The sequence below is a fragment of the Sphingomonas arenae genome (assembly GCF_016924655.1).
In the GTDB taxonomy this organism is placed as follows: Bacteria; Pseudomonadota; Alphaproteobacteria; order Sphingomonadales; family Sphingomonadaceae; genus Sphingomicrobium; species Sphingomicrobium arenae.
On the sequence record NZ_JAFFJU010000001.1, the window covers coordinates 59053 to 79301 of the forward strand.

Consider the following 20249-nt stretch of genomic DNA (forward strand, 5'->3'; position numbering starts at 1 on the left):
TGGAACGATGTCGATTACTGCAGAGCGCAAGCAGGCGCTCATCCAGGAGCATGCCCGTGACGCCAAGGACACCGGTTCGCCCGAGGTCCAGATCGCGATCCTCACCGACCGCATCAACACGCTGACCGAGCACTTCAAGACCCACGCGAAGGACAACCATTCCCGCCGTGGTCTGCTGATGATGGTGAACAAGCGGCGCTCGCTGCTGGACTATCTGAAGCGCAAGGACACCCCGGCCTACACCGCGCTCATCGCGAAGCTGGGTCTCCGCAAGTAACACCGAAGGGCGCCCTCGCGGCGCCCTTTGACTATCCGGGCATCCCGCAATCCGGCGAGGTGCTCATGGGGCCAGACCAAGTGCCCCGACCGCCCGCGAGCCGGACAGCCCGCGAACTAGCTGCCCCGCCGGGATCCGCCCGCCGGGTGAAGGAACAAGTATGTTTGACATCAAGACTGTAGAAATCGATCTCGGCGGCAAGACGCTGAAGCTCGAAACCGGGCGCATCGCCCGTCAGGCGGACGGAGCCGTCCTTGCCACCCTCGGCGAAACCGTCGTGCTCTGCGCCGTGACCGCCGCCAAGAACGTGAAGCCGGGCCAGGATTTCTTCCCGCTCACCGTCCACTACCAGGAAAAGTTCTCGGCCGCCGGCCGTATTCCGGGTGGCTTCTTCAAGCGTGAGCGTGGCGCGACCGAGAAGGAGACGCTGGTCTCCCGCCTGATCGACCGCCCGATCCGCCCGCTGTTCCCGGAGGGCTTCTACAACGAGGTCCTCGTGATCGCGCACGTCATGTCCTACGACGGCGAGAACGAGCCGGACATCGTGGCGATGATCGCTGCTTCGGCCGCCCTCACCATCTCGGGCGTTCCCTTCATGGGTCCGATCGGCGCAGCCCGAGTCGGCTTCATCGACGGTGAGTATGTGCTCAACCCGTCGCCGGAGCAGATCAAGGAGAGCGCGCTCGACCTGGTTGTCGCCGGCACTCCGAACGCCGTGATGATGGTGGAATCCGAGGCGAAGGAACTGACGGAAGAGCAGATGCTCGGCGCCGTCATGTTCGCGCACCGGGCCAGCCAGAAGGTCTGCGACGCGATCATCCAGCTCGCCGAGCAGGCCGCCAAGGAGCCCTGGGAGCTGAACCTGATCGACGACAAGTCGGCCACTCTCGCGAAGCTCCGCGACGTCATCGGCGCGGATCTGGAAGCCGCCTACAAGCTGACCAGCAAGCAGGAGCGCCAGACTGCGATCAACGAGGCCCGGGCCAAGGCCCGCGAAGCCTTCAAGGATCTCGAGGAGTCCGATCCGGCCCAGTATCTCGCCACGCTGAAGCTGGTGAAGAAGCTGGAAGCGGACGTCGTCCGTGGTGCGATCCTGAAGGAAGGCCGCCGCATCGACGGCCGCGACACCAAGACGGTGCGCCCGATCGAATCCATGGTAGGCTTCCTGCCGCGCACCCATGGCTCCGCGCTGTTCACCCGTGGCGAGACGCAGGCGATCGTGACCACGACGCTCGGCACCAAGGACGCCGAGCAGATGATCGACGGCCTGGAAGGGCTCTCCTACCAGCGCTTCATGCTGCACTATAACTTCCCGCCTTACTCGGTCGGTGAAGTGGGCCGTTTCGGCGCGCCGGGCCGCCGCGAGGTTGGACACGGCAAGCTGGCATGGCGTGCGCTGCACCCGATGCTGCCGAGCGTGGAGGAATTCCCCTACACGATCCGCGTCCTGTCCGACATCACGGAGAGCAACGGCTCCTCGTCGATGGCGACCGTATGCGGCGGCTCGCTGGCCATGATGGATGCCGGCGTTCCGCTGAAGGCTCCGGTAGCGGGCATCGCCATGGGCCTGATCCTGGAAGGCAATGACTTCGCGGTCATCAGCGACATCCTTGGCGACGAGGATCACCTCGGCGACATGGACTTCAAGGTCGCCGGCACCGAGAATGGCGTCACTGCGCTGCAGATGGACATCAAGGTCGCGGGCATCACCGAGGAGATCATGAAGGTCGCCCTCGCTCAGGCGAAGGACGGCCGCGCGCACATCCTCGGCGAAATGGCGAAGGCCCTTTCCTCGACGCGTGGTGAGCTTTCGGCTCACGCGCCTCGCATCGAGACCATGTCGATCCCCAAGGACAAGATCCGCGAAGTGATCGGCACGGGTGGCAAGGTCATCCGCGAGATCGTCGCGACGACCGGCGCCAAGGTCGACATCGACGACGAGGGCGTGATCAAGATCAGCTCGTCGGACCTGTCGCAGATCGAGGCTGCCCGCAACTGGATCCGCGGCATCGTCGCGGAGCCGGAAGTCGGCACAATTTACACCGGCAAGGTCGCCAGCATCGTCGACTTCGGCGCGTTCGTCACCTTCATGCCCGGCAAGGACGGGCTGGTGCACGTGTCCGAAATCAAGAACGAGCGGGTCGAGAACGTCCGGGACGTCCTGTCCGAAGGCCAGGAGGTCAAGGTCAAGCTTCTCGAAGTCGACCAGCGCGGCAAGGTCCGCCTGTCGATGCGCGTCGTCGATCAGGAAACCGGCGCCGAGCTGGAGGACACCCGTCCTCCCCGCGAGGATCGGGGTCCGCGCGGTGATCGCGGAGACCGCGGAGACCGCGGCGGCCGGGACGGCGATCGTCGTCGGGGCGGCGGAGACCGCGACCGCGGTCCCCGTCGTGACGGTGGTGATCGTGGACCCCGCGGTGATCGCGGTGATCGCGGTCCGCGCCGCGAGCGCAGCGATCGTGACGACAACGGCCCTGCGCCCGAGTTCGCACCCGCGTTCCTGACCGGCGGCAACAACGACGACTAAGTCGCTGCTTTGCATCAAGAGCCAGAAGGCCCTGCAGGAGACTGCGGGGCCTTCTTTTTTGGATTGCAGCCGATAAGGCCCGGGAACTCCTGACGCTCTTCGTCCTGGCTGGTAAGAGTGTCCCGCCGGAGGTGATTGCATGCGTGTCGCTGTGTTCAGTGCGAAGCGTTATGATCGAGAGTTCCTCGAGGCGGCAAACACGAGCGGCCATCAATTCATTTATCTCGAGCCTGCCCTGGACACCGGCACCGCCGTCCTCGCCGCAGGCTCGGACGCCATCTGCCTATTCGTGAATGACCGAGCCGACGCGGCGGCCATCGAGATCCTGGCAGGTCTGGGAGTGCGGCTGATCGCCTTGCGTTGCTCCGGATTCAACAACGTGGACTTGGCGGCTGCTCGAGCCGCTGGCATCGAGGTTGCGCGAGTCCCCTCCTACTCGCCTGCGGCCGTGGCGGAACATGGCTTCGCGCTGCTGCTCGCCCTCAATCGAAAGATCCACCGCGCCTACAATCGCGTTCGTGAGTGCAATTTTTCCTTGGAAGGGCTCATGGGCTTCAACCTCCAGGGCAAGACGCTCGGCGTTGTAGGTCTCGGGGAAATCGGAACCGCAACGGCCCGCATCGGGCATGGCTTCGGAATGGCCGTGCTTGGCTCGGATCCCGACCCGTCCGCCGAAGCGATCGCGCTCGGAGTGCCCATGGTTGCGCTGCCAGACTTACTCGCCCGGTCCGACGTGGTGACGCTGCACTGTCCACTAACGCCGACTACTCGCCATATGATCGATGATCGGGCCATCGAACGAATGAAGCCAGGAGCAATCCTGATCAACACGAGCCGGGGTGCAGTGCTGGACACGCGGGCCGTCATCGCCGCCTTGAAACAGGAAAAGCTCGGCGGTCTCGGTATCGACGTCTATGAGGAAGAGGCCAGCCTGTTCTTCGAGGATCGCTCGGACCAGACACTCGCCGACGACCTGTTCGCCCGGCTGCTGACCTTCCCGAACGTGCTCATCACCGGACACCAGGGCTTCTTCACGCACGAGGCCATGACCCGCATCGCCGAAGTGACCATCGCGAACCTAGATCAATTCGCCGCGACCGGGCGGGCCCTATACTCCGCGCTGCCATATCCAGCTTCGGAGATTGAAGCATGAAGACCATTCTCCTTCACGTGCAGGAGGAATCCAGCCTCAAAGCCCCTCTCCAGGCGGCCCTTTCGATTGCCCGCTGCTGCAACGCCCACCTCTCCTGCCTGCAGGTCACGCCGATCGAAGCCTATGTGGCGTTCGACAGCTTCGGCGGAGTCTTCGTGATGTCCGACGTCCTCGGCGCGATCGCCCAGCGAGAGAATGAGCTGAGGCAATTGTTCGAGACTGCGCTGTCGCATGAGGACGTGAGCTGGGATTATGCTCATGTGACCGGCCATGTGGCCAATTCGGTGATCAGCCATGCGGCACTGACGGACATCATCGTGACGGGACGGAGCTCCTCGGACCACCGCCACTATCAGGCGGGACTCGCGCTCCTCGGCGATCTCCTGCACCGCTCGCGAACGCCGCTTCTGATCCCCGGCGACGGGACGGTGCCCTATGACCCGTGCGGACCCGTGCTGATCGCCTGGGACGGCAGTTACGAAGCGGCCAATGCCGTGCGTGCGTCCCTGAGCCTTCTGGCCAAGGCTTCGGACGTGCGGGTGATCACGGTTGATGAGCAGGCGGAGAAGCCGGACAGCTTCCCGAGCACGAGGCTGGTCGAGTTCCTCAGCCGGCACGGGATCCATGCAGAGCTTCGCTGCACCGCCATGCAGCAGGACATGGTTGCAACCGCACTTCTAGGCGAGGTGCACGAGTTCGGCGCATCCACGCTCGTGCTCGGAAGCTACAGCCACAGCCGCATCGGTGAGTATCTCTTCGGCGGCGTGACTCGGACGTTGCTGTCGTCATCGCCCGTGGCGCTGCTCACGACGCACTAGCTACGCGTGACGAGCGCTCCGACTGCTGCAATACGCTCCACACCCGCGTCCGCGTAGGCGGGCTTTTCCAGCTCTTCCCCGAAGATATCCGGATCGATCTCTTCGTAGCGGAGCGTGCAGTCGAACTCGTCTGCGTCTGCGGACAAGGTCTGCAACAGCAAGTCGTCGCCTCCGACAACGGGAGAGCCCGTGTAGAGTAGCAGGGTTCCTCCCACCTCAAGCCGCTGCATGGCCTCGCGGGCCCATCGCGCAGCGACCGCGGTGCCAAGTGCATGCCCCCCGTCCCGATAGGTGCGACCAAGATCGTCGATGATGAACGGTGGATTCGCGATCACGCAGTCGATTGGACCTTCGACCGACTCGAGACTGCGGGCGGCTACAATGCTCAGGTCAACGCCCGCTATTTCCGCGTTGGCGGCGGCGAAGACGTTGGCGAGGGGATTGGTGTCGACCAGCGTGACCTGCTCGGCTTCCACCAGGGCAGAAGCGCTCACGCCGCCGACCCCACTGCCGGCGCCCATGTCGACCAGCTGCCGGACAGCACGGCCGTCGAGCGTCTGCTCGAGGAAGCGCACGAACCGATAGGTATCGGGGCCAAAGAACACCGAGTTATCTTCGGTGGTCGGAAAGGCGGAGTGGAGGAACAACCGGCCGCCCAGCTCCGCGACCCGCACGCGGCTGCGGCACAGCCCGCCGTCCTCTTCCAGTAGCTCGGCTTCCTGCAGGCAACGGTGAATTGGCTCCGGCAGAAGGTCAGGCTTGAATGGAAGGCTCCACCCGAACACGTCACGAAGATCCCGTGCGGGCTCGTTCCCACGCCGACCCAGGATGCGCGCGTGGCTGGCCGGCGTGATTGCCGTGAAGCTGTACCCGACATCGTCGAGTGTCTTTAGAAGTGCAACCAGCGCCTGGTGGCGGTCGTCCCTCGAAGTGCCGTCGTCCATGTTCCCCCCCCCTGCCCCTTTACCAGAGCTCGCGACGATAGCGTTCGAAGCAGCGCTCTCCGGCCTTGAGCCGCATCAGCGCGCCTTCCGCCATGGCGGTCGCCCGGCGCGCGCCGTCCCGCGGATCGGAAACGAGCGGCTCGATCGCTTCCTTGTTCCATTCTTCGCTATGCTTCACGTCGAGCACGGCGTGAAGGTCGAAGTAGCGGCGCTGCTTCGCTTCGAGGCCGAGCCGACGCATGCCCTTGCTCACTGCCGCGGACCGCGCCGGCGCAGTGAGTTCGACGACTCCAAGGGCCCCGATCGAATGCCAGGCAAATCGCCGGTTCGTGGCCATGGCCGTCATCGTGTTGGCGAGGGCGAGGCTTTCCCAGACGGTTGTCTCGATCTGCGGGTCGAGCCCGAGCGACTCCACCACGAAGTGCAGCATCGGACCGTGCATGCCCTTTGGATTGCCGCGTCCCATCTCGTCCCAGTAGTTGCGCGCGAGCTCCAGCTTGGCGCGTTCCGGCACGCGGACCTGCGTCATGGCCACAAGGTCATCGAACCCCGCTTCGCCGGCGGCTTCCTGGGTCAGGTACCAGCAGAGCTCCTCGAGTGTGGCCTCTTCCTCGATCCATTCGAAGAGGCTGTCATGCTGTCCCGGCCCGACTTTCTCGAGATGTTCGAACCAGGCCATGAACTCGCGCGGAGTGGTTGGTACAACCTCCGCCTCCTGCCGAATTTCATCCCGAAGCTCTTCAAGGAAGCCAAGTTCCAGCCGCAGCATGCGGGCGTCCCGGTCGATAGCCGCCACCGCGTCCTCGTCCGGGAAAGCCGGTGCGAGACGCTGTCGGTTCCAATGAGCCAGCGATTGCTGGAACGGACCGTTGAGGAATTGTGAGCGCGCGTGATGAGACGCGCGAAATCTCGTCGCCATGGATTGAGCCTTATTAACCATTTGCCCGTTCAAGCGGGCGGTGGGGCGCTTTGTTCCGATAGGGCTTTGGACCAATGCGCGTTCGCCTGGACGGTTGATACGCGCGCCAGGAGATGACACTGGCCGCTGTCATGCTGCTGGTCCTTCTGACTTCCGCCGCCGCGCTCATGAGCGCAGACGACATGCGTGCGCTGGATGGCGCGATCGAGACTTGCAATCGGGAGGCGGCGCTTCCGGTCTTCACGGACGAGATGCGCCGGCGCAGCGTCACCGCCACAGCCGCCTACGAGGAGCAGCAGGGGATCAATCAGGAGCGCGCCGAAATTGCGGCGCGGCGGAACGCTCCGGACGGGTCAGACGACAGAGCACTGGGGAAGGACGCCTTGGCGAAGGCGCAACGAGAGCTTGCCCGGGTGCAGCAAGCCCTCGACGATCGTCAGCGCGCGCTTGATGATCTGCGCCGGCTTGAGGGCATGCGGCGTGAGGCCATCGACCTCAAGCGGCAGTATTTCCTTCTTCGTTGCCCGGCGAGGAAAAGCGCGGAGCGCTAGTCAGCCCGTCGGCGGCATGGCAAGCCGCAAGGCATGAGCGAAAACACCCGGAGCAGCGGCGTGTGGGGCGGCCGTTTCGGCGCAGGCCCTTCCAAGCTGATGCAGCAGATTAACGCGTCCATCTCGGTCGATAAGCGACTGTGGCGCCAGGACATTCGCGCCTCCAAGGCCCACGCGGCCATGCTTCGCGACTGTGGCATCCTGTCTACGGCGGATGCAGGCGCCATCCTCGCCGGGTTGGACCAGATTGCCGCCGAATATGAGCGCGACGGCGTGCCCGAGCGGCTAGAGCTCGAGGACATCCACATGACGATCGAAACTCGGCTCGCTGAGATCATCGGACCCGCCGCCGGTCGCCTGCACACGGCTCGATCCCGCAACGATCAGGTCGCCACTGACTTCCGCCTATGGGTGCGAGAGGCTTGCTCCGAGGTGATCGGCGGGATCGAAGCCATGCGACGCGTTCTCCTCGACGTCGCCGAAGAGAATGCGGAAACGATCATGCCAGGCTTCACCCACCTGCAGATCGCTCAGCCGGTCACGCTGGGGCACCACCTGCTCGCCTACTTGGAGATGCTGACCCGCGACCGCTCCCGCTTCCTCGCGGCCCGTGAGCGGATGGACGAGTGCCCGCTCGGAGCGGCCGCCTTGGCTGGGACGGGCTTCCCGATCGACCGGCATCAGACGGCTTCCGCCCTCGGCTTTGCTCGCCCGACCGCGAACAGCCTGGACAGCGTGTCGGACCGCGACTTCGCGCTCGATTACCTGTCGGCAGCCGTTCAGTGCAGCCTGCATCTGTCCCGGCTCGCCGAGGAGCTGATCATCTGGGCCAGCCCACCGTTCGGGTTCCTGATTCTGTCCGACGATTTCTCGACCGGCTCGTCAATCATGCCACAGAAGCGCAATCCCGATGCCGCCGAGCTCGTCCGTGGCCATTCGGGCCGGATCATGGGCGCGATGACATCGCTCATGGTCACGATGAAGGGACTTCCGCTCGCCTATGCCAAGGACATGCAGGACGACAAGGCGCCCGTCTTCGAAGCTCACGACCTGCTGATGCTGAGCCTGGCGGCGCTGGCCGGGATGCTCGGGACCTGTCAGTTCAATCCCAAGCGGATGCGCGCCGCTGCCGCGGGGGGCTTCTCGACCGCTACCGACCTTGCCGACTGGTTGGTGCGCGAGGCAGACGTGCCCTTCCGCGAGGCGCATCACGTCACGGGACAGGCGGTCAAAGCAGCCGAGGAGCGGGCCTGCGATCTTGCCGACCTCCCCCTGTCGTTGCTGCAGGAGATCGATCCTCGGATCGACGCTCGCGTGTTCGAAGTCCTGACGGTGGAAGCCTCGGTGCGCAGCCGGACCAGCTATGGCGGAACCGCGCCCGAGCGCGTGCGGGAGCAGATCGAGGCAGCGCGGGCGAGCCTCGACTAGCCGCGGAGCTTGCGATCCCGCTCGGCCGAGATACGCAGTCGAAGGGCGTTCAGCCGGATGAAGCCGGCTGCATCCCGCTGGTCGTAGCTGCCACTGCCCTCCTCGAAGGTGACGAGGTCCTCGTCATAAAGCGAATGATCGCTCTCCCGGCCGACCACCGTAGCGTTCCCCTTGTACAGCTTCATCGTCACGCGCCCGGTCACATGTTCCTGGCTACGGTCGATCAGCGCCTGCAGCATGTCCCGCTCCGGTGAGAACCAGAAGCCGTTGTAGATGAGGGTGGCATAGCGAGGCATCAGTTCGTCCTTGAGGTGCATCGCACCGCCGTCCAGCGTGATGCTCTCGATGCCCCGATGCGCTGCGAGCAGGATCGTGCCTCCCGGCGTTTCATAGACCCCGCGCGACTTCATTCCCACGAAGCGGTTCTCGACCAGGTCGAGACGGCCGATGCCATTGTCGTGACCGAGCTGATTGAGCCGTTCCAGGAGCGAAGCCGGAGACAGGCGCTGAGCGTCAATTGCAACCGGGTCGCCCCTCTCGAAGTCGATGCTGATCAGCGTCGGCTGGTCGGGCGCGTCCTCCGGCGAGATCGTCCGCTGGTGCACGAACTCCGGAGCTTCCTGGCGCGGGTCTTCCAGCACCTTCCCCTCCGAAGACGAGTGCAGCAGGTTGGCGTCTACGGAGAATGGCGCGTCCCCAAGCTTGTCTTTCGTAACCGGAATCTGGTGCTCCTCCGCGAACCGCAGCAGCTGTTCGCGGCTGGCGAACCGCCACTCCCGCCACGGCGCGATAACCCGGATGTTCGGCTCCAGCGCGTAATAGCCGAGCTCAAAGCGAACCTGGTCGTTTCCCTTGCCGGTTGCGCCATGACAGACCGCGTCGGCACCAAGCTTCCGCGCGATTTCGATCTGCCGCTTGGCGATCAACGGGCGGGCAATGGAGGTGCCGAGCAGATACTGACCCTCATAGACGGTGTTTGCGCGGAACATCGGGAACACGAAGTCCCGGACGAACTCCTCCCGCAGGTCCTCGATGAAGATGTTCTCCGGACGGACACCCAGCATCTCGGCCTTGCGCCGCGCCGGCTCGACCTCGTCCTCCTGCCCCAAATCGGCCGTGAAGGTGATGACCTCCGCGTCATATTCCGTCTGCAACCACTTGAGGATGATCGAAGTATCGAGCCCGCCGGAGTAAGCGAGGACCACCTTGAGTTTCTTGCCGCTCATTCGATCGGTCCCCTGCAAGGCCATTGGAGCGCACCGCGCACTTGCCTCACACACGATGATGGCCTGAAGCTTATCTCAGTCCAGGAGAGCAGGATCATCCCAACACATTGGCGAAACATGCGACGGAAGCGACCTCATCAATGGAGAGCCGCGGTCAATGTCGATGAACCGGCGCGGCTGGTGGAGCTGAGGGGAATCGAACCCCTGACCTCTGCAGTGCGATTGCAGCGCTCTCCCATCTGAGCTACAGCCCCGCGCCTTCGGTCCGGGCCCTTTAGCGGCGGTTTTGGCCCCTTGCAACGCGCTTCTCCAAGCTGCTTGCAATCCGCCTCGACGGCCTCTCCCTTTGCCTTGCGGAACCGGAACAGACCACTCCAGCCGCTCGTTTCCTTTTGACGTCCCACGGGCTCTACCCCCGCCCACCCGGACGACTTCTATGGAGGAGTGGGAATGGCTTACGACCGATATGACGATCGCGGCGGCAATCGAGGCCGCAGGCCTGACGAGGATCACAACTGGCGCGGAGGACCGAACGGCGGTGGCGGGATGCGGCCCCATGATCGCGACGAGCGCGGTTTCTTCGAGCGTGCGCGTGACGAGTTCTCAAGCTGGTTTGGCGACGATGACTCTCACCATCGCCGGATGGAAGACGACCGCTCACGCGGGCGGGACAACATGAACTGGAGCCGCGGCGGTGATCGCAATCCCGACCATGAACGCTACAGCCGTGGGCGCGAGGAGCATCATAGCCCCTCCGATCGCAACCAGGGCATGTTCGGCTCGCGCAACGAGCCTTGGGGCCGCGGCCGCGAGGAGGAACGGTACGGGCGCGAACAGAGCCGCGGCGGAATGTCCGGCCGCGAGAGTGGCCGGTCTCCCGGCGGCATGTTCAGCCATGACGACGACCATGACCGCGATTACCGCCAGCAGAGCCGCCAGCAGCGCGAGTACGGGCGCAGCGGCTACGAGCAGGGCAGCTTCGGCGAGAGCGGCTTTGGGCGGAGTGGCGGACGCGAGCGGGATCGCGGCTATCCGGGGACCCTCGGGCAGTCCATCCACCGCGATCGCGACCAGAGCCAAGACGGAGGTCGCGGCTTTTCTGGACGGGACGACGGCTATCGGCCAATGACGGGCGACTACGGGCGGGGCGGCGGCGGCGGTCGTGAGACGTACCGCAGCGGCATGGGGTCCCAGGACTTCGCCCGCTCTCAATATGGCCGGCAGGACTTCAGCCAGGACCAGGACCGTGATCGCGAGTATGGCGAGCGGACCTACAATTACGGTGGCTGGGGCGATCGCGACAGCCAGCGCCAGAGCTCCCGCGGATCGGGCGTCGACGACCATTATAGTCAGTGGCGCCAGCGGCAGATCCAGGATCTCGACCGCGATTACGACGACTATCGCCGCGAGCACCAGAGCAAGTTCGAGAATGAATTCTCAGGCTGGCGTCAGCAGCGGCAGACCAAGCGCCAGATGCTCCAGGCCATACGCGAGCACATGGAAGTGGTCGATCAGTCCGGTGAGCATATCGGCACGATCGATAAGGTTCGTGGAGACACGATCATCCTGACTCGCAACGACCCGTCTGCCGGCGGCGTCCACCGGAGCTTCAGCTGTTCGCTGCTCGATCGCGTCGAAGACAAGGTCTACCTCAGCGGCACGGCGGCCAGCATTCGCAGCCAGCTCCACGAGGAGCGCGAGGATCGCGACAGCGACAATCGCGGCGGCGGCGGGATCTTCAGCGGCCTGTTCGGTGGCGGGCGGTCGGATGAGGATCGTCGGGACGAGCGTTCCACAACCACCAATCGGCCCGAGGGCGAGGGCCCGCACGTGCTCGACCGCAGCTTCTCCGGCACGTACGACGACGAGAAGAAGTAAGCTCCATCAAGGAAGCGGGAAGGCCCGGCTGCCGCAAGGTGGCCGGGCTTTCTTTGCATGCCGCCGCTGCGTAAGGAGTGACGCGAAAGGATCTGTCTATGCCCCGCGCCTGGCACCTCAAGAGCCGACCCAACGGCATGCCCACTTCCGACAACTTCGAACTGAAGGAGGTCACGCTGGCGGACCTTGCCGACGGGCAGGTGCGCGTTCGCAACCGCTGGCTCTCGGTTGACCCCTACATGCGCGGTCGGATGAACGACGTGAAGAGCTACGTTCCTCCATTCCAGGTCGGCGAGCCGCTCGAGGGCGGCGCAGTTGGAGAAGTGGTCGAGAGCCGCGCCGACGGCTTCGCGCCCGGGGATCTTGTCATGCACATGGCGGGCTGGCGGGAAGAGGCGGTCGTGCCTACGGCCGGCCTCAACAAGCTTCCGAGCATCCCCGGGATCGGGGAGCAGGCCTTCCTTGGCAACCTCGGCCTGACCGGCGGCACGGCCTATTGGGGTCTGCTCGATGCGGCGCAGGCTAAGGCAGGCGACATCGTGTTCGTGTCCGCGGCGGCCGGAGCCGTCGGTTCGGCCGTGGTCCAGATCGCCAAGGCCAAGGGCATGACGGTGATTGGCTCCGCCCGCGGCCCGGAAAAGTGCGACTTCGTGAAGTCGCTCGGCGCGGATGCGGTGATCGATTACAAGGCCGGCCCGCTGGTGAAGAGCCTCGCCGAAGCGGCGCCCAAAGGCATCGATGTCTACTTCGACAATGTCGGCGGGGATCACCTGGACGCAGCCTTCGCCCACGCCCGCAAGGACGCTCGCTTCGCCATCTGCGGGATGATCGACGGGTACAACTCCGGCGAGCCCATGGCCTTCCGCTACATCATGCGGGTGATCGCGATGCGGATCATGCTCAAGGGCTTCATCTTCACCGACTACATGCCCCGAATGGGCGAGTTCATCGCCGACATGGGCCAGATGGTCGCCAGCGGTCAGGTCAAGGAGCGCGACACCATCGTGGACGGACTGGAGAACACGCCCGACGCGTTCCTCGGCCTGTTCACCGGCAAGAACACCGGCAAGATGCTGGTCAGGCTGTAGCTCCGACTGCGCTCACGCCGAGCCGGTCGGAGCGGGGCTCCCGTCACCCCTTCGACAGGCTCAGGGTGAGCGCGGTCGGACCGTCATACCCGCGTGTAGTTGCAGGCAGCGGGATTGCCGGTGCTGAGGCCCCGACGAAGAGCCTCCATCCGCTGGGCGGACGTCCCATGGGTGAAGCTCTCCGGCACGACGCGGCCCTGCGTCTGCTGCTGGAGCGTGTCGTCGCCGATGGCCTCGGCTGCGCGCATGCCCTCTTCCACGTCACCGGGCTCCAGCGCACGGCTTCCGTCCGGCGCCTTGGCGTTGGCGGCCCAGACGCCTGCATAGCAGTCGGCCTGGAGTTCAACCCCGACCTGCACCTGGTTTCCGGTCACCTGGTCGGCGCGCGACTGGGCTGAGCTTGCACGATCAAGAGTGCCTTCGAGGTTCTGGATGTGATGTCCGACCTCATGCGCGATGACATAGGCCTGTGCGAAATCGCCAGGAGCACCGAAGCGCTGGCTGAGTTCATTGAAGAATTGCGGGTCGATGTAGATGCTTTGATCGCCCGGGCAGTAGAACGGGCCCATGGCCGCCTGCCCCATCCCGCATGCAGTCTGAGTGCCGCGAGTGTAGGCGACCAGCTTCGGCTCGACGTACCGCTGGCCCGATGCCGCAAACAGCTGCCCCCAGATCTGGTCGGTGGACTCCAGCACACCCGTGAGCAGACGGCGGCTTTCGGGCGTCAGCCGGGATTGCCCTGACGCGGTCTGCTGAGTCGCGGGACTTCCGCCACCGAGCATGCCACCGCCCCCGCCAAGGCTCGACAAGGCACAATAGCCCAGCAGCAGGATCAGCATGCCGACTATGCCGAACCGGCTCGCGATGAGAGGCAGCAGCAGGCCCAAGCCACCGCCGCCGAGCACGGGCCCACCGCCACTCGACCCGGTCCGGTCGAAGAAGTTATCGCTGTCGCCACCGTCGCCAAGCCGCATCCTGATCTCCCTCGTGCAGACCCAAATGCTTTGCAGACCGTAACGGTTGCAAAGCGGGCGGCGGCACGCGACAGGCCGACGGACGGAGGATAGTGGCATGCTTCTCAAGGACAAGGTTGCACTCGTTACCGGCTCCACCAGCGGGATCGGGCTCGCCATCGCGCGGAGCCTCGCGGCCGAAGGCGCCCGCGTCATGCTCAACGGCTTTGGGGATGAGCACGAGATTGAGACGATCCGCAAGGAACTGGCGGAGCTCAGCGGTGATCTTGCCGCCTATTCGGACGCCAATCTGGCCGACCCCCAGGCGATCGACGCCATGATCGCCCGCTGCACGGACGAGCTTGGGTCGCCTTCCGTCCTTGTGAACAACGCGGGCATCCAGCACGTCGCGCCGGTCGAGAGCTTTCCCCCGGAGAAGTGGGACGCGATCCTCGCGATCAACCTCACGGCTGTCTTCCATACCACGCGGCTTTGCCTGCCCTCCATGCGCCAGCGCGGCTGGGGGCGGATCATCAACACGGCGTCGGCGCACAGCCTCGTCGCCAGCCCTAACAAGAGCGCCTATGTCGCCGCCAAGCATGGTGTCGCCGGCTTCACCAAGACAGTTGCGCTCGAGGCGGCAAAGGACGGCGTCACGGTGAACTGCATCTCGCCCGGTTATGTCTGGACCCCGCTGGTCGAGAACCAGATCCCCGATACGATGAAGGCCCGAGGACTCACGCGCGAGCAGGTGATGAACGATGTTCTCCTTGCTGCTCAACCGACCAAGCGGTTCGTGACTCCGGTAGAGGTCGCGGGTCTCGCCCTCTATCTTTGCCGCCCGGAGGCCGGCTCCATCACTGGGGCCAATATCAGCATGGACGGGGGCTGGACGGCACAATAGGCTGCCCCCGATGCGTCCTGCCCTCTTCCTCGCTGCACTTGCTCCGCTCGCGGGCTGTGCCAGTCTCCAGCCGACCATCATCACTCACCAGACCCGGGACTGGCGGCAGGTCGTCACCCGCGACGATCGGGAGCGGCTGCGCGAATGGCGCACCGCCTGGACTCGCGCATTGCAAGCGGCGGAGCGGGGCGGTCACAGTGCGGAAGTCGCACGGGAAGGCCCGCTGCTCCAGCCCGATGCCGCCCTGCCCGACCCGGCACTTCCGAACGGCCGCTACCGCTGCCGGACGATCAAGATCGGCGCGAAGTCCGAGGGACTGCTCGACTATGTCGCCTACCCCTATTTCACGTGCCGGGTTCAGCAGGAGCGGGACCTGCAAGGTTTCGCCAAGCTGACCGGCTCGCAGCGTCCCGTCGGTCTTATCTTCCCTCAGGACCAGCTTCGATCCGTCTTCCTCGGCTCGCTGGTGCTTGGCGACGAGGCGCGCGCGATGCAGTATGGCGCAGACCGGGAGCGCGACGTCGCCGCCTATGTCGAGCGGATCGGCCCCGGCCGGTGGCGTCTCGTCATGCCTTATCCGCGGTTCGAAAGCCTCGTCGACGTCATCGAACTGACCCCCGCACCGTAAGGAAATCGGAATGAAGCGCCTGCTCCTTATCGCATCCGCCCTCTTGTCCACCCCAGCTATGGCGCAGGACATCCGCTCCGCGGTGGCGGGGGACATGTCCCAGTTAATGGCGGTCTACCGCGACCTTCACGCCAATCCCGAACTTTCGATGCAGGAAGTCCGCAGCCCCGCGAAGCTCGCCGCGGAGGCGCGGAAGCTCGGCTTCACTGTAACCGAAAAGGTCGGGAAGACGGGTGTCGTGGCCGTCATGAAGAACGGTCCTGGACCGGTGCTGATGCTCCGTGCCGACATGGATGGCCTGCCGGTCGTCGAGCAAACCGGCCTGCCCTTCGCATCCAGGATCCGTGCCACTGCCCGTTCGGGGGTGGAGACAGGGGTGATGCACGCGTGCGGCCACGATACTCACATGACGGCGTGGCTGGGCACCGCCAAGCGCCTTGCTGCCATGAAGGACCGGTGGTCCGGTACCCTCGTCATGATCCTGCAACCGGGTGAGGAGACCGGCGAAGGCGCCAAGGCGATGCTCGACGACGGGCTTTACACGCGCTTTCCCAAGCCCAGCACGGTGCTCGCGTTCCACGACGCGGCGGCCCTACCAGCAGGGACAATCGGCGTGACGCCCGGCTATGCGCTCGCCAACGTCGATAGTGTGGACATCCTCGTGAAGGGAGTCGGTGGGCACGGTGCCTACCCGCACACGACCAAGGACCCGATCGTCCTCGCCTCGCGCATCGTGACCTCGCTCCAGACGCTCGTGAGCCGGGAGAACAACCCCGCCGATCCGGCGGTCGTGACGGTCGGCAGCTTCCAGGCCGGCGCCAAGCACAACATCATCTCGGACGAAGCCCGACTTCAACTGACGGTCCGCAGCTATACACCGGAAGTCCGCAAGCTCCTGCTGGACGGCATCCGCCGCATCTCTCGTGGGGAGGCGATCGCCGCCGGAATGCCGGACGATCGGATGCCCGTCGTGACCGTGCGCGAGGAGATGTACACGCCTTCGACCTTCAACACGGAGAAGATCAGCAATCGGGCGCTGGAATTGTTCACCCAGGCGTTCGGGCAAGATCGCGTCCGCAAGGTCCCCGCGGTAATGGGCGGCGAGGACTTCAGCCGCTTTTGGCTCGCCGACAAAAGCGTCGAAAGCCTGATCTTCTGGGTCGGCGGCACGCCAAAGGCGCAGTATGACGCGGCGAGGGGGGACCCCGCCAAGCTGCCCTCGCTCCACTCGCCGTTCTGGGCCCCGGATGCGGAAGCGGTGATCTCCACGGCGACGGAGGCGATGACGGTGGCGGCGCTCGACGTGCTGAAGAAGGGATAAGCGCCGTCATCCCCGCGAAGGCGGGGATCCATCTCCCGACCTCACGACGCGCACAACGCACAGGAGATGGATTCCCTCCTTCGCGGGAATGACGGTCGAATTAACCATTCCTTTGTAAACTTCGCCGACACCCGCCTCATGTCGGCCGGCTTTACACCGCAGCCCGCGTGAGCGTGCTCATCACCTTCTGGAGCCACGCGCTCGCCGCGGTGATGTTTGCCACCCTGCTCCTGTGGCAGTTGCGTTCGGGGGCGCGCGGCGCCGGTCGTCGCCTGCTGCTCGCAGGGCTCCTGATGACGGCGGTCTGGGCCTGGTTCAGCGCGGTGCAGCCGGGCGGCGGTCTGTCCGCGCAAGCGGAAACCGCCCGGAACCTGCTCTGGATCGGGCTGCTCTACGTCCTCTCGCAGAGCAGCCAGGAAGACGGCATGCGCCAGCACGGCGTGCGCCTGGTATATGGTGCGGTCAGCGGGGTGCTCGGTCTCCAGTTTCTCGCCGATGGCCTGCTGAGCCTCACGCCGGGTGAGGCTGGCGCCGCGCTTACGACTACAGCGACGATCCTGCGGATCACCGCGGCCGCGGGCGCGCTTGTGCTGGTGCACAACCTTTACGGACAAGCCGCTCCCGGCAGCCGCGGATCGATCCGTCTCGTCATGTTGGCGCTGGCGCTGACGTGGACTTACGACCTCAACCTCTACACCATCGCTTATGTCGACGGGCGCCTGTCGGGCAGTCTGATGGAGTGGCGCGGAGCGCTGGTCTTCGCCACTGCACCCCTGTTCGCGCTCGGCGGGCATCAAGCCGACGGATGGCGGGTCAAGCTGTCCCGTGCGGCGACGTTCCAGTCTTTGTCCCTGCTCGCCATCTGCTCCTACTTCGCCGTCATGGCGGTGCTTGCCACCGTTCTGAGGGACAGCGACTGGAACTTGGCGCGCGGAATTACCGTGGCCATCCTGGCGGCGATGACGGTCGCCGCGATGGTGCTTCTGCCGAGCCCCCGGGCACGCAGCTGGACCAAGGTCAAGCTCGCCAAGCACCTGTTCGAGCACCGCTACGACTATCGTGCCGAGTGGCTGCGGTTTGCGGCAACGCTAGGACGCTCCGGCCCTGACGCGCCACCCCTGTCGGAACGCATCGTCAAGGCGCTTGCCGAAATCGTCGACGCTCCCGGAGGTGTGCTGATCGTGGCAGACGATGGCGGCGTGCCCGAAGCCGCGGGCAGTTGGAACTGGCACGGAAAGCTCCCGCCCGCGTCCGGCTTGGGACCCGTCTGGCCGCAGCTGGAGGCGGAAGCGCGGGTGCTGGAGTTCGACGCGCACCGCCACCGTTGGGGCTCGTCACGGGACTTGGCCCTGCCGATTCCCGAGGAGTTGATTGGCGACTCGCGTCTGTGGGCGGGGATTCCGCTGGTCCACAACGAGCGCATGGTCGGCCTAGTGCTCTTGGCCGCTCCAGACCTCCGCCGTCCGCTGGACTGGGAGGACTTCGATCTGCTCCGAACCGCGGGGAGGCAGGCGGCATCCTCCCTTGCCGAGGCTCACGGCCAGCAGGCGCTGATGAATGCTCAGCGCTTCGAGGAATTCAACCGGCGGTTCGCCTTCATTCTTCACGACGTGAAGAACCTGGTCAGCCAGCTCTCGCTGCTCAGCCGAAACGCGGAGCGACACGCTGACAATCCCGAGTTCCGCGCGGATATGGTGGCCACCCTCAAGAGCTCGGTCGGCAAGATGAACGACCTACTGGCTCGGCTGTCGCCCGGAGCTGGCAGCGGCGCGGCGAACGCAGTCGCGCCGGTGCCGCTGCGCCAAACCCTGACCTCGGCGATCGCGGCAAAGCGCCGCGACCATGAGGTGCGCCTGCTCGGAGACACTTCGGCGGAGGTGCTCGCCAACGCCCTGAGCCTCGAGCAGGCGGTCGGCCATCTGCTGCAGAATGCCGTCGATGCCAGTCCGTCGGGAGAGCCGGTGACCGTCCGCGTCCATCCAGGCGAAACGCACGTGACGATCGAGATTTCGGACAAGGGCACCGGCATGGATGCCGAGTTCGTCCGGGCGCGGCTGTTCCAGCCTTTCGCCTCCACCAAGGCCGGCGGGTTCGGCATCGGTGCCTACGAAGCTCGATCCCTGATCCTGGCCATGGGCGGCACCCTCCACGTCGACAGCCGCCCAGGCGAGGGCACCTGTTTCACCATCCACCTGCCTGCCGCCACTGCGGCACCCCTGAGGAAATCCGCATGACCGCCGACGCCTCTCTCCCCGTCCTGCTGATCGTCGAGGATGACGAGGGCCTGCAGCGCCAGCTCAAGTGGGCGTATGATGGCTACCAGGTGGTGATCGCCGGCGACCGAGCATCGGCCATCGACCTCATGCGCTTGCACGAGCCCGCCGTCGTCACGCTAGACCTCGGCCTGCCGCCAGACCCCGACGGCACCAGCGAGGGGTTCGCCACTCTGACCGAGATCCTCGCGATCAAACCGGACACCAAGGTCATCGTCGCGTCCGGCCACGGCGCCCGGGAGAGCGCGCTCAAGGCCATCGCGCTCGGCGCCTACGATTTCTACCGCAAGCCGGTGGACATCGACGAGCTCGGCCTGATCGTCGCCCGGGCATTCCACCTCCACGGCATCGAGGCGGAGAACCGCCGCCTGGAGAGCGCGACCGGTGAGGGTTCGACCGTGCTCGGCTCGATCATCTCGGCCGCGCCCGAGATGCTCAAGGTCGCCCGCACCATTGAGCGCGTTGCCACGGCGGACGTCTCCGTCATGCTGCTGGGTGCCAGCGGCACGGGCAAGGAACTGCTCGCCCGCGCGGTCCACGAGAAGAGTCGCCGGGCCAAGGGCCAGTTCGTCGCCATCAACTGCGCCGCCATCCCGGAGAACCTGCTCGAAGCCGAGCTGTTCGGCTACGAGCGCGGTGCCTTCACCGGGGCGGTCAAGACGACGCCGGGCAAGATCGAACTCGCGCAGGGCGGGACATTGTTCCTCGACGAAGTGGGCGACATTCCGCTGCCTTTGCAGGTGAAATTGCTGCGATTTTTGCAGGAACGTGTCATTGAACGTATCGGTGGTCGGGCGCCGATCAGCGTCGACACCCGCATCGTCTGCGCCACCCACCAGGACCTCGACGCCATGACGGCGGACGGCCGCTTCCGCGAGGACCTTTACTATCGCCTCGCCGAGATCGTGGTGAAGATCCCGAGCCTTGCCGAGCGGCCCGGCGACGCCGTCCTCCTCGCCCGACACTTCGCCCACCGCTTCGCCCGCGAGATGAACCCGCGCGTGACCGGCCTCGCCCCCGATGCGCTGGCAGCGATCGACGCCTACGCCTGGCCCGGCAACGTCCGCGAGTTGGAAAACCGCCTCAAGCGCGCGGTCATCATGGCCGACGGCAAGACGGTCAGCGCCGCCGACCTCGACCTTCCCGGCACCACGCCCGACGAGCCCCAGCTCATCAACCTCCGTGCGGCTCGCGAAATCGCTGACCGGCGCGCGATCCACCAGGCCCTGATCCGCACCGAGAACAACATCAGCGGCGCCGCCAAGCTGCTCGGGATCAGCCGGCCGACGCTCTACGACCTGTTGAAGCAGTATCAGCTGGGGACTTGAGCCACGGCGCGAATGTTCACAACGTTCACGGTC

At 65.4% G+C, this 20249-nt stretch carries 17 protein-coding genes and 1 tRNA gene; 13 read left to right on the top strand and 5 right to left on the bottom strand.

Annotation, left to right across the window (positions count from 1 at the left end; translation table 11 throughout):
* Positions 1 to 7: 7 nt before the first annotated feature.
* From rpsO to JT720_RS00320, 4 genes are all read left to right on the top strand, one after another.
* Complete coding sequence (rpsO, locus tag JT720_RS00305) at positions 8 to 277, top strand: 30S ribosomal protein S15 (protein ID WP_192587563.1); 270 nt, start codon at positions 8 to 10, stop codon at positions 275 to 277.
* A 160-nt stretch (positions 278 to 437) separates the two neighbouring features.
* Entirely contained in the window at positions 438 to 2804 is a 2367-nt protein-coding gene (gene pnp, locus JT720_RS00310) for a polyribonucleotide nucleotidyltransferase (RefSeq protein WP_205478413.1), read from the top strand.
* Positions 2805 to 2943: 139 nt separating this feature from the next.
* Positions 2944 to 3957, top strand: coding sequence for a 2-hydroxyacid dehydrogenase (locus JT720_RS00315; protein ID WP_205478414.1), 1014 nt, complete (start codon positions 2944 to 2946; stop codon positions 3955 to 3957).
* Positions 3954 to 4775, top strand: a complete 822-nt coding sequence (locus JT720_RS00320) for a universal stress protein (protein ID WP_205478415.1) — start codon at positions 3954 to 3956, stop codon at positions 4773 to 4775. Before JT720_RS00315 ends, JT720_RS00320 begins: the two co-directional genes overlap by 4 nt.
* Here the strand turns inward: JT720_RS00320 and JT720_RS00325 are convergent.
* Complete coding sequence (locus JT720_RS00325; RefSeq protein ID WP_205478417.1) at positions 4772 to 5719, bottom strand: methyltransferase; 948 nt, start codon at positions 5717 to 5719, stop codon at positions 4772 to 4774. The genes JT720_RS00320 and JT720_RS00325 overlap by 4 nt on opposite strands.
* Before the next feature lie 19 nt (positions 5720 to 5738).
* Positions 5739 to 6638, bottom strand: a complete 900-nt coding sequence (locus tag JT720_RS00330) for an iron-containing redox enzyme family protein (RefSeq protein ID WP_205478418.1) — start codon at positions 6636 to 6638, stop codon at positions 5739 to 5741.
* 113 nt (positions 6639 to 6751) lie between these two features.
* On the opposite strand from JT720_RS00330, the gene JT720_RS00335 reads away from it, so the two are divergent.
* Together JT720_RS00335 and argH are read left to right on the top strand one after the other, a co-directional pair.
* Entirely contained in the window at positions 6752 to 7189 is a 438-nt protein-coding gene (locus JT720_RS00335) for a hypothetical protein (RefSeq protein ID WP_205478420.1), read from the top strand.
* Positions 7190 to 7249: 60 nt separating this feature from the next.
* On the top strand, positions 7250 to 8617 hold the full coding sequence (gene argH / locus JT720_RS00340) for an argininosuccinate lyase (RefSeq protein WP_205480084.1): 1368 nt from the start codon (positions 7250 to 7252) through the stop codon (positions 8615 to 8617).
* Here the strand turns inward: argH and JT720_RS00345 are convergent.
* Entirely contained in the window at positions 8614 to 9843 is a 1230-nt protein-coding gene (locus JT720_RS00345; RefSeq protein ID WP_205478421.1) for an argininosuccinate synthase, read from the bottom strand. The genes argH and JT720_RS00345 overlap by 4 nt on opposite strands.
* Before the next feature lie 178 nt (positions 9844 to 10021).
* Positions 10022 to 10097: transfer RNA gene (locus JT720_RS00350), tRNA-Ala, on the bottom strand.
* A gap of 196 nt (positions 10098 to 10293) precedes the next feature.
* On the opposite strand from JT720_RS00350, the gene JT720_RS00355 reads away from it, so the two are divergent.
* Complete coding sequence (locus JT720_RS00355) at positions 10294 to 11721, top strand: DUF2171 domain-containing protein (RefSeq protein WP_205478423.1); 1428 nt, start codon at positions 10294 to 10296, stop codon at positions 11719 to 11721.
* A gap of 98 nt (positions 11722 to 11819) precedes the next feature.
* A complete protein-coding gene (locus JT720_RS00360) occupies positions 11820 to 12809 on the top strand; it encodes an NADP-dependent oxidoreductase (RefSeq protein ID WP_205478427.1) in 990 nt (329 codons plus the stop codon).
* Positions 12810 to 12892: 83 nt separating this feature from the next.
* Here JT720_RS00360 and ypfJ read toward each other — a convergent pair whose 3' ends face one another.
* Positions 12893 to 13783 carry a KPN_02809 family neutral zinc metallopeptidase gene (gene ypfJ, locus JT720_RS00365; protein ID WP_205478428.1) on the bottom strand — a complete coding sequence of 297 codons (891 nt, stop codon included), beginning with the start codon at positions 13781 to 13783 and terminating at the stop codon, positions 12893 to 12895.
* Positions 13784 to 13880: 97 nt separating this feature from the next.
* Here ypfJ and JT720_RS00370 point away from each other — a divergent pair, with 97 nt between their 5' ends.
* The 5 genes from JT720_RS00370 to prsR all read left to right on the top strand — a co-directional run bounded on the left by JT720_RS00370 (position 13881) and on the right by prsR (position 20216).
* The gene (locus JT720_RS00370; RefSeq protein WP_205478429.1) at positions 13881 to 14666 is read left to right on the top strand and encodes a 3-hydroxybutyrate dehydrogenase; all 786 of its coding nucleotides are present in this window, start codon (positions 13881 to 13883) and stop codon (positions 14664 to 14666) included.
* Positions 14667 to 14676: 10 nt separating this feature from the next.
* Entirely contained in the window at positions 14677 to 15294 is a 618-nt protein-coding gene (locus JT720_RS00375) for a DUF4893 domain-containing protein (RefSeq protein WP_205478430.1), read from the top strand.
* A gap of 10 nt (positions 15295 to 15304) precedes the next feature.
* A complete protein-coding gene (locus JT720_RS00380; RefSeq protein ID WP_205478437.1) occupies positions 15305 to 16615 on the top strand; it encodes an amidohydrolase in 1311 nt (436 codons plus the stop codon).
* A 167-nt stretch (positions 16616 to 16782) separates the two neighbouring features.
* Positions 16783 to 18849 (top strand): XrtA/PEP-CTERM system histidine kinase PrsK, encoded by a 2067-nt coding sequence (gene prsK, locus JT720_RS00385; protein ID WP_336511911.1) that lies wholly within the window; start codon positions 16783 to 16785, stop codon positions 18847 to 18849.
* A complete protein-coding gene (gene prsR, locus JT720_RS00390) occupies positions 18846 to 20216 on the top strand; it encodes a PEP-CTERM-box response regulator transcription factor (RefSeq protein ID WP_205478440.1) in 1371 nt (456 codons plus the stop codon). Before prsK ends, prsR begins: the two co-directional genes overlap by 4 nt.
* The last annotated feature ends 33 nt before the right edge of the window (positions 20217 to 20249 follow it).

What these genes read in the sequence shown, in the direction of transcription:
- rpsO (WP_192587563.1), top strand. Translation starts at nt 8, where the DNA reads ATGTCGATTACTGCAGAGCGCAAGCAGGCGCTCATCCAGGAGCATGCC.
- pnp (WP_205478413.1), top strand. Translation starts at nt 438, where the DNA reads ATGTTTGACATCAAGACTGTAGAAATCGATCTCGGCGGCAAGACGCTG.
- JT720_RS00315 (WP_205478414.1), top strand. Translation starts at nt 2,944, where the DNA reads ATGCGTGTCGCTGTGTTCAGTGCGAAGCGTTATGATCGAGAGTTCCTC.
- JT720_RS00320 (WP_205478415.1), top strand. Translation starts at nt 3,954, where the DNA reads ATGAAGACCATTCTCCTTCACGTGCAGGAGGAATCCAGCCTCAAAGCC.
- JT720_RS00325 (WP_205478417.1), bottom strand. Translation starts at nt 5,719, where the DNA reads ATGGACGACGGCACTTCGAGGGACGACCGCCACCAGGCGCTGGTTGCA.
- JT720_RS00330 (WP_205478418.1), bottom strand. Translation starts at nt 6,638, where the DNA reads ATGGCGACGAGATTTCGCGCGTCTCATCACGCGCGCTCACAATTCCTC.
- JT720_RS00335 (WP_205478420.1), top strand. Translation starts at nt 6,752, where the DNA reads ATGACACTGGCCGCTGTCATGCTGCTGGTCCTTCTGACTTCCGCCGCC.
- JT720_RS00345 (WP_205478421.1), bottom strand. Translation starts at nt 9,843, where the DNA reads ATGAGCGGCAAGAAACTCAAGGTGGTCCTCGCTTACTCCGGCGGGCTC.
- JT720_RS00355 (WP_205478423.1), top strand. Translation starts at nt 10,294, where the DNA reads ATGGCTTACGACCGATATGACGATCGCGGCGGCAATCGAGGCCGCAGG.
- JT720_RS00360 (WP_205478427.1), top strand. Translation starts at nt 11,820, where the DNA reads ATGCCCCGCGCCTGGCACCTCAAGAGCCGACCCAACGGCATGCCCACT.
- ypfJ (WP_205478428.1), bottom strand. Translation starts at nt 13,783, where the DNA reads ATGCGGCTTGGCGACGGTGGCGACAGCGATAACTTCTTCGACCGGACC.
- JT720_RS00370 (WP_205478429.1), top strand. Translation starts at nt 13,881, where the DNA reads ATGCTTCTCAAGGACAAGGTTGCACTCGTTACCGGCTCCACCAGCGGG.
- JT720_RS00375 (WP_205478430.1), top strand. Translation starts at nt 14,677, where the DNA reads ATGCGTCCTGCCCTCTTCCTCGCTGCACTTGCTCCGCTCGCGGGCTGT.
- JT720_RS00380 (WP_205478437.1), top strand. Translation starts at nt 15,305, where the DNA reads ATGAAGCGCCTGCTCCTTATCGCATCCGCCCTCTTGTCCACCCCAGCT.
- prsR (WP_205478440.1), top strand. Translation starts at nt 18,846, where the DNA reads ATGACCGCCGACGCCTCTCTCCCCGTCCTGCTGATCGTCGAGGATGAC.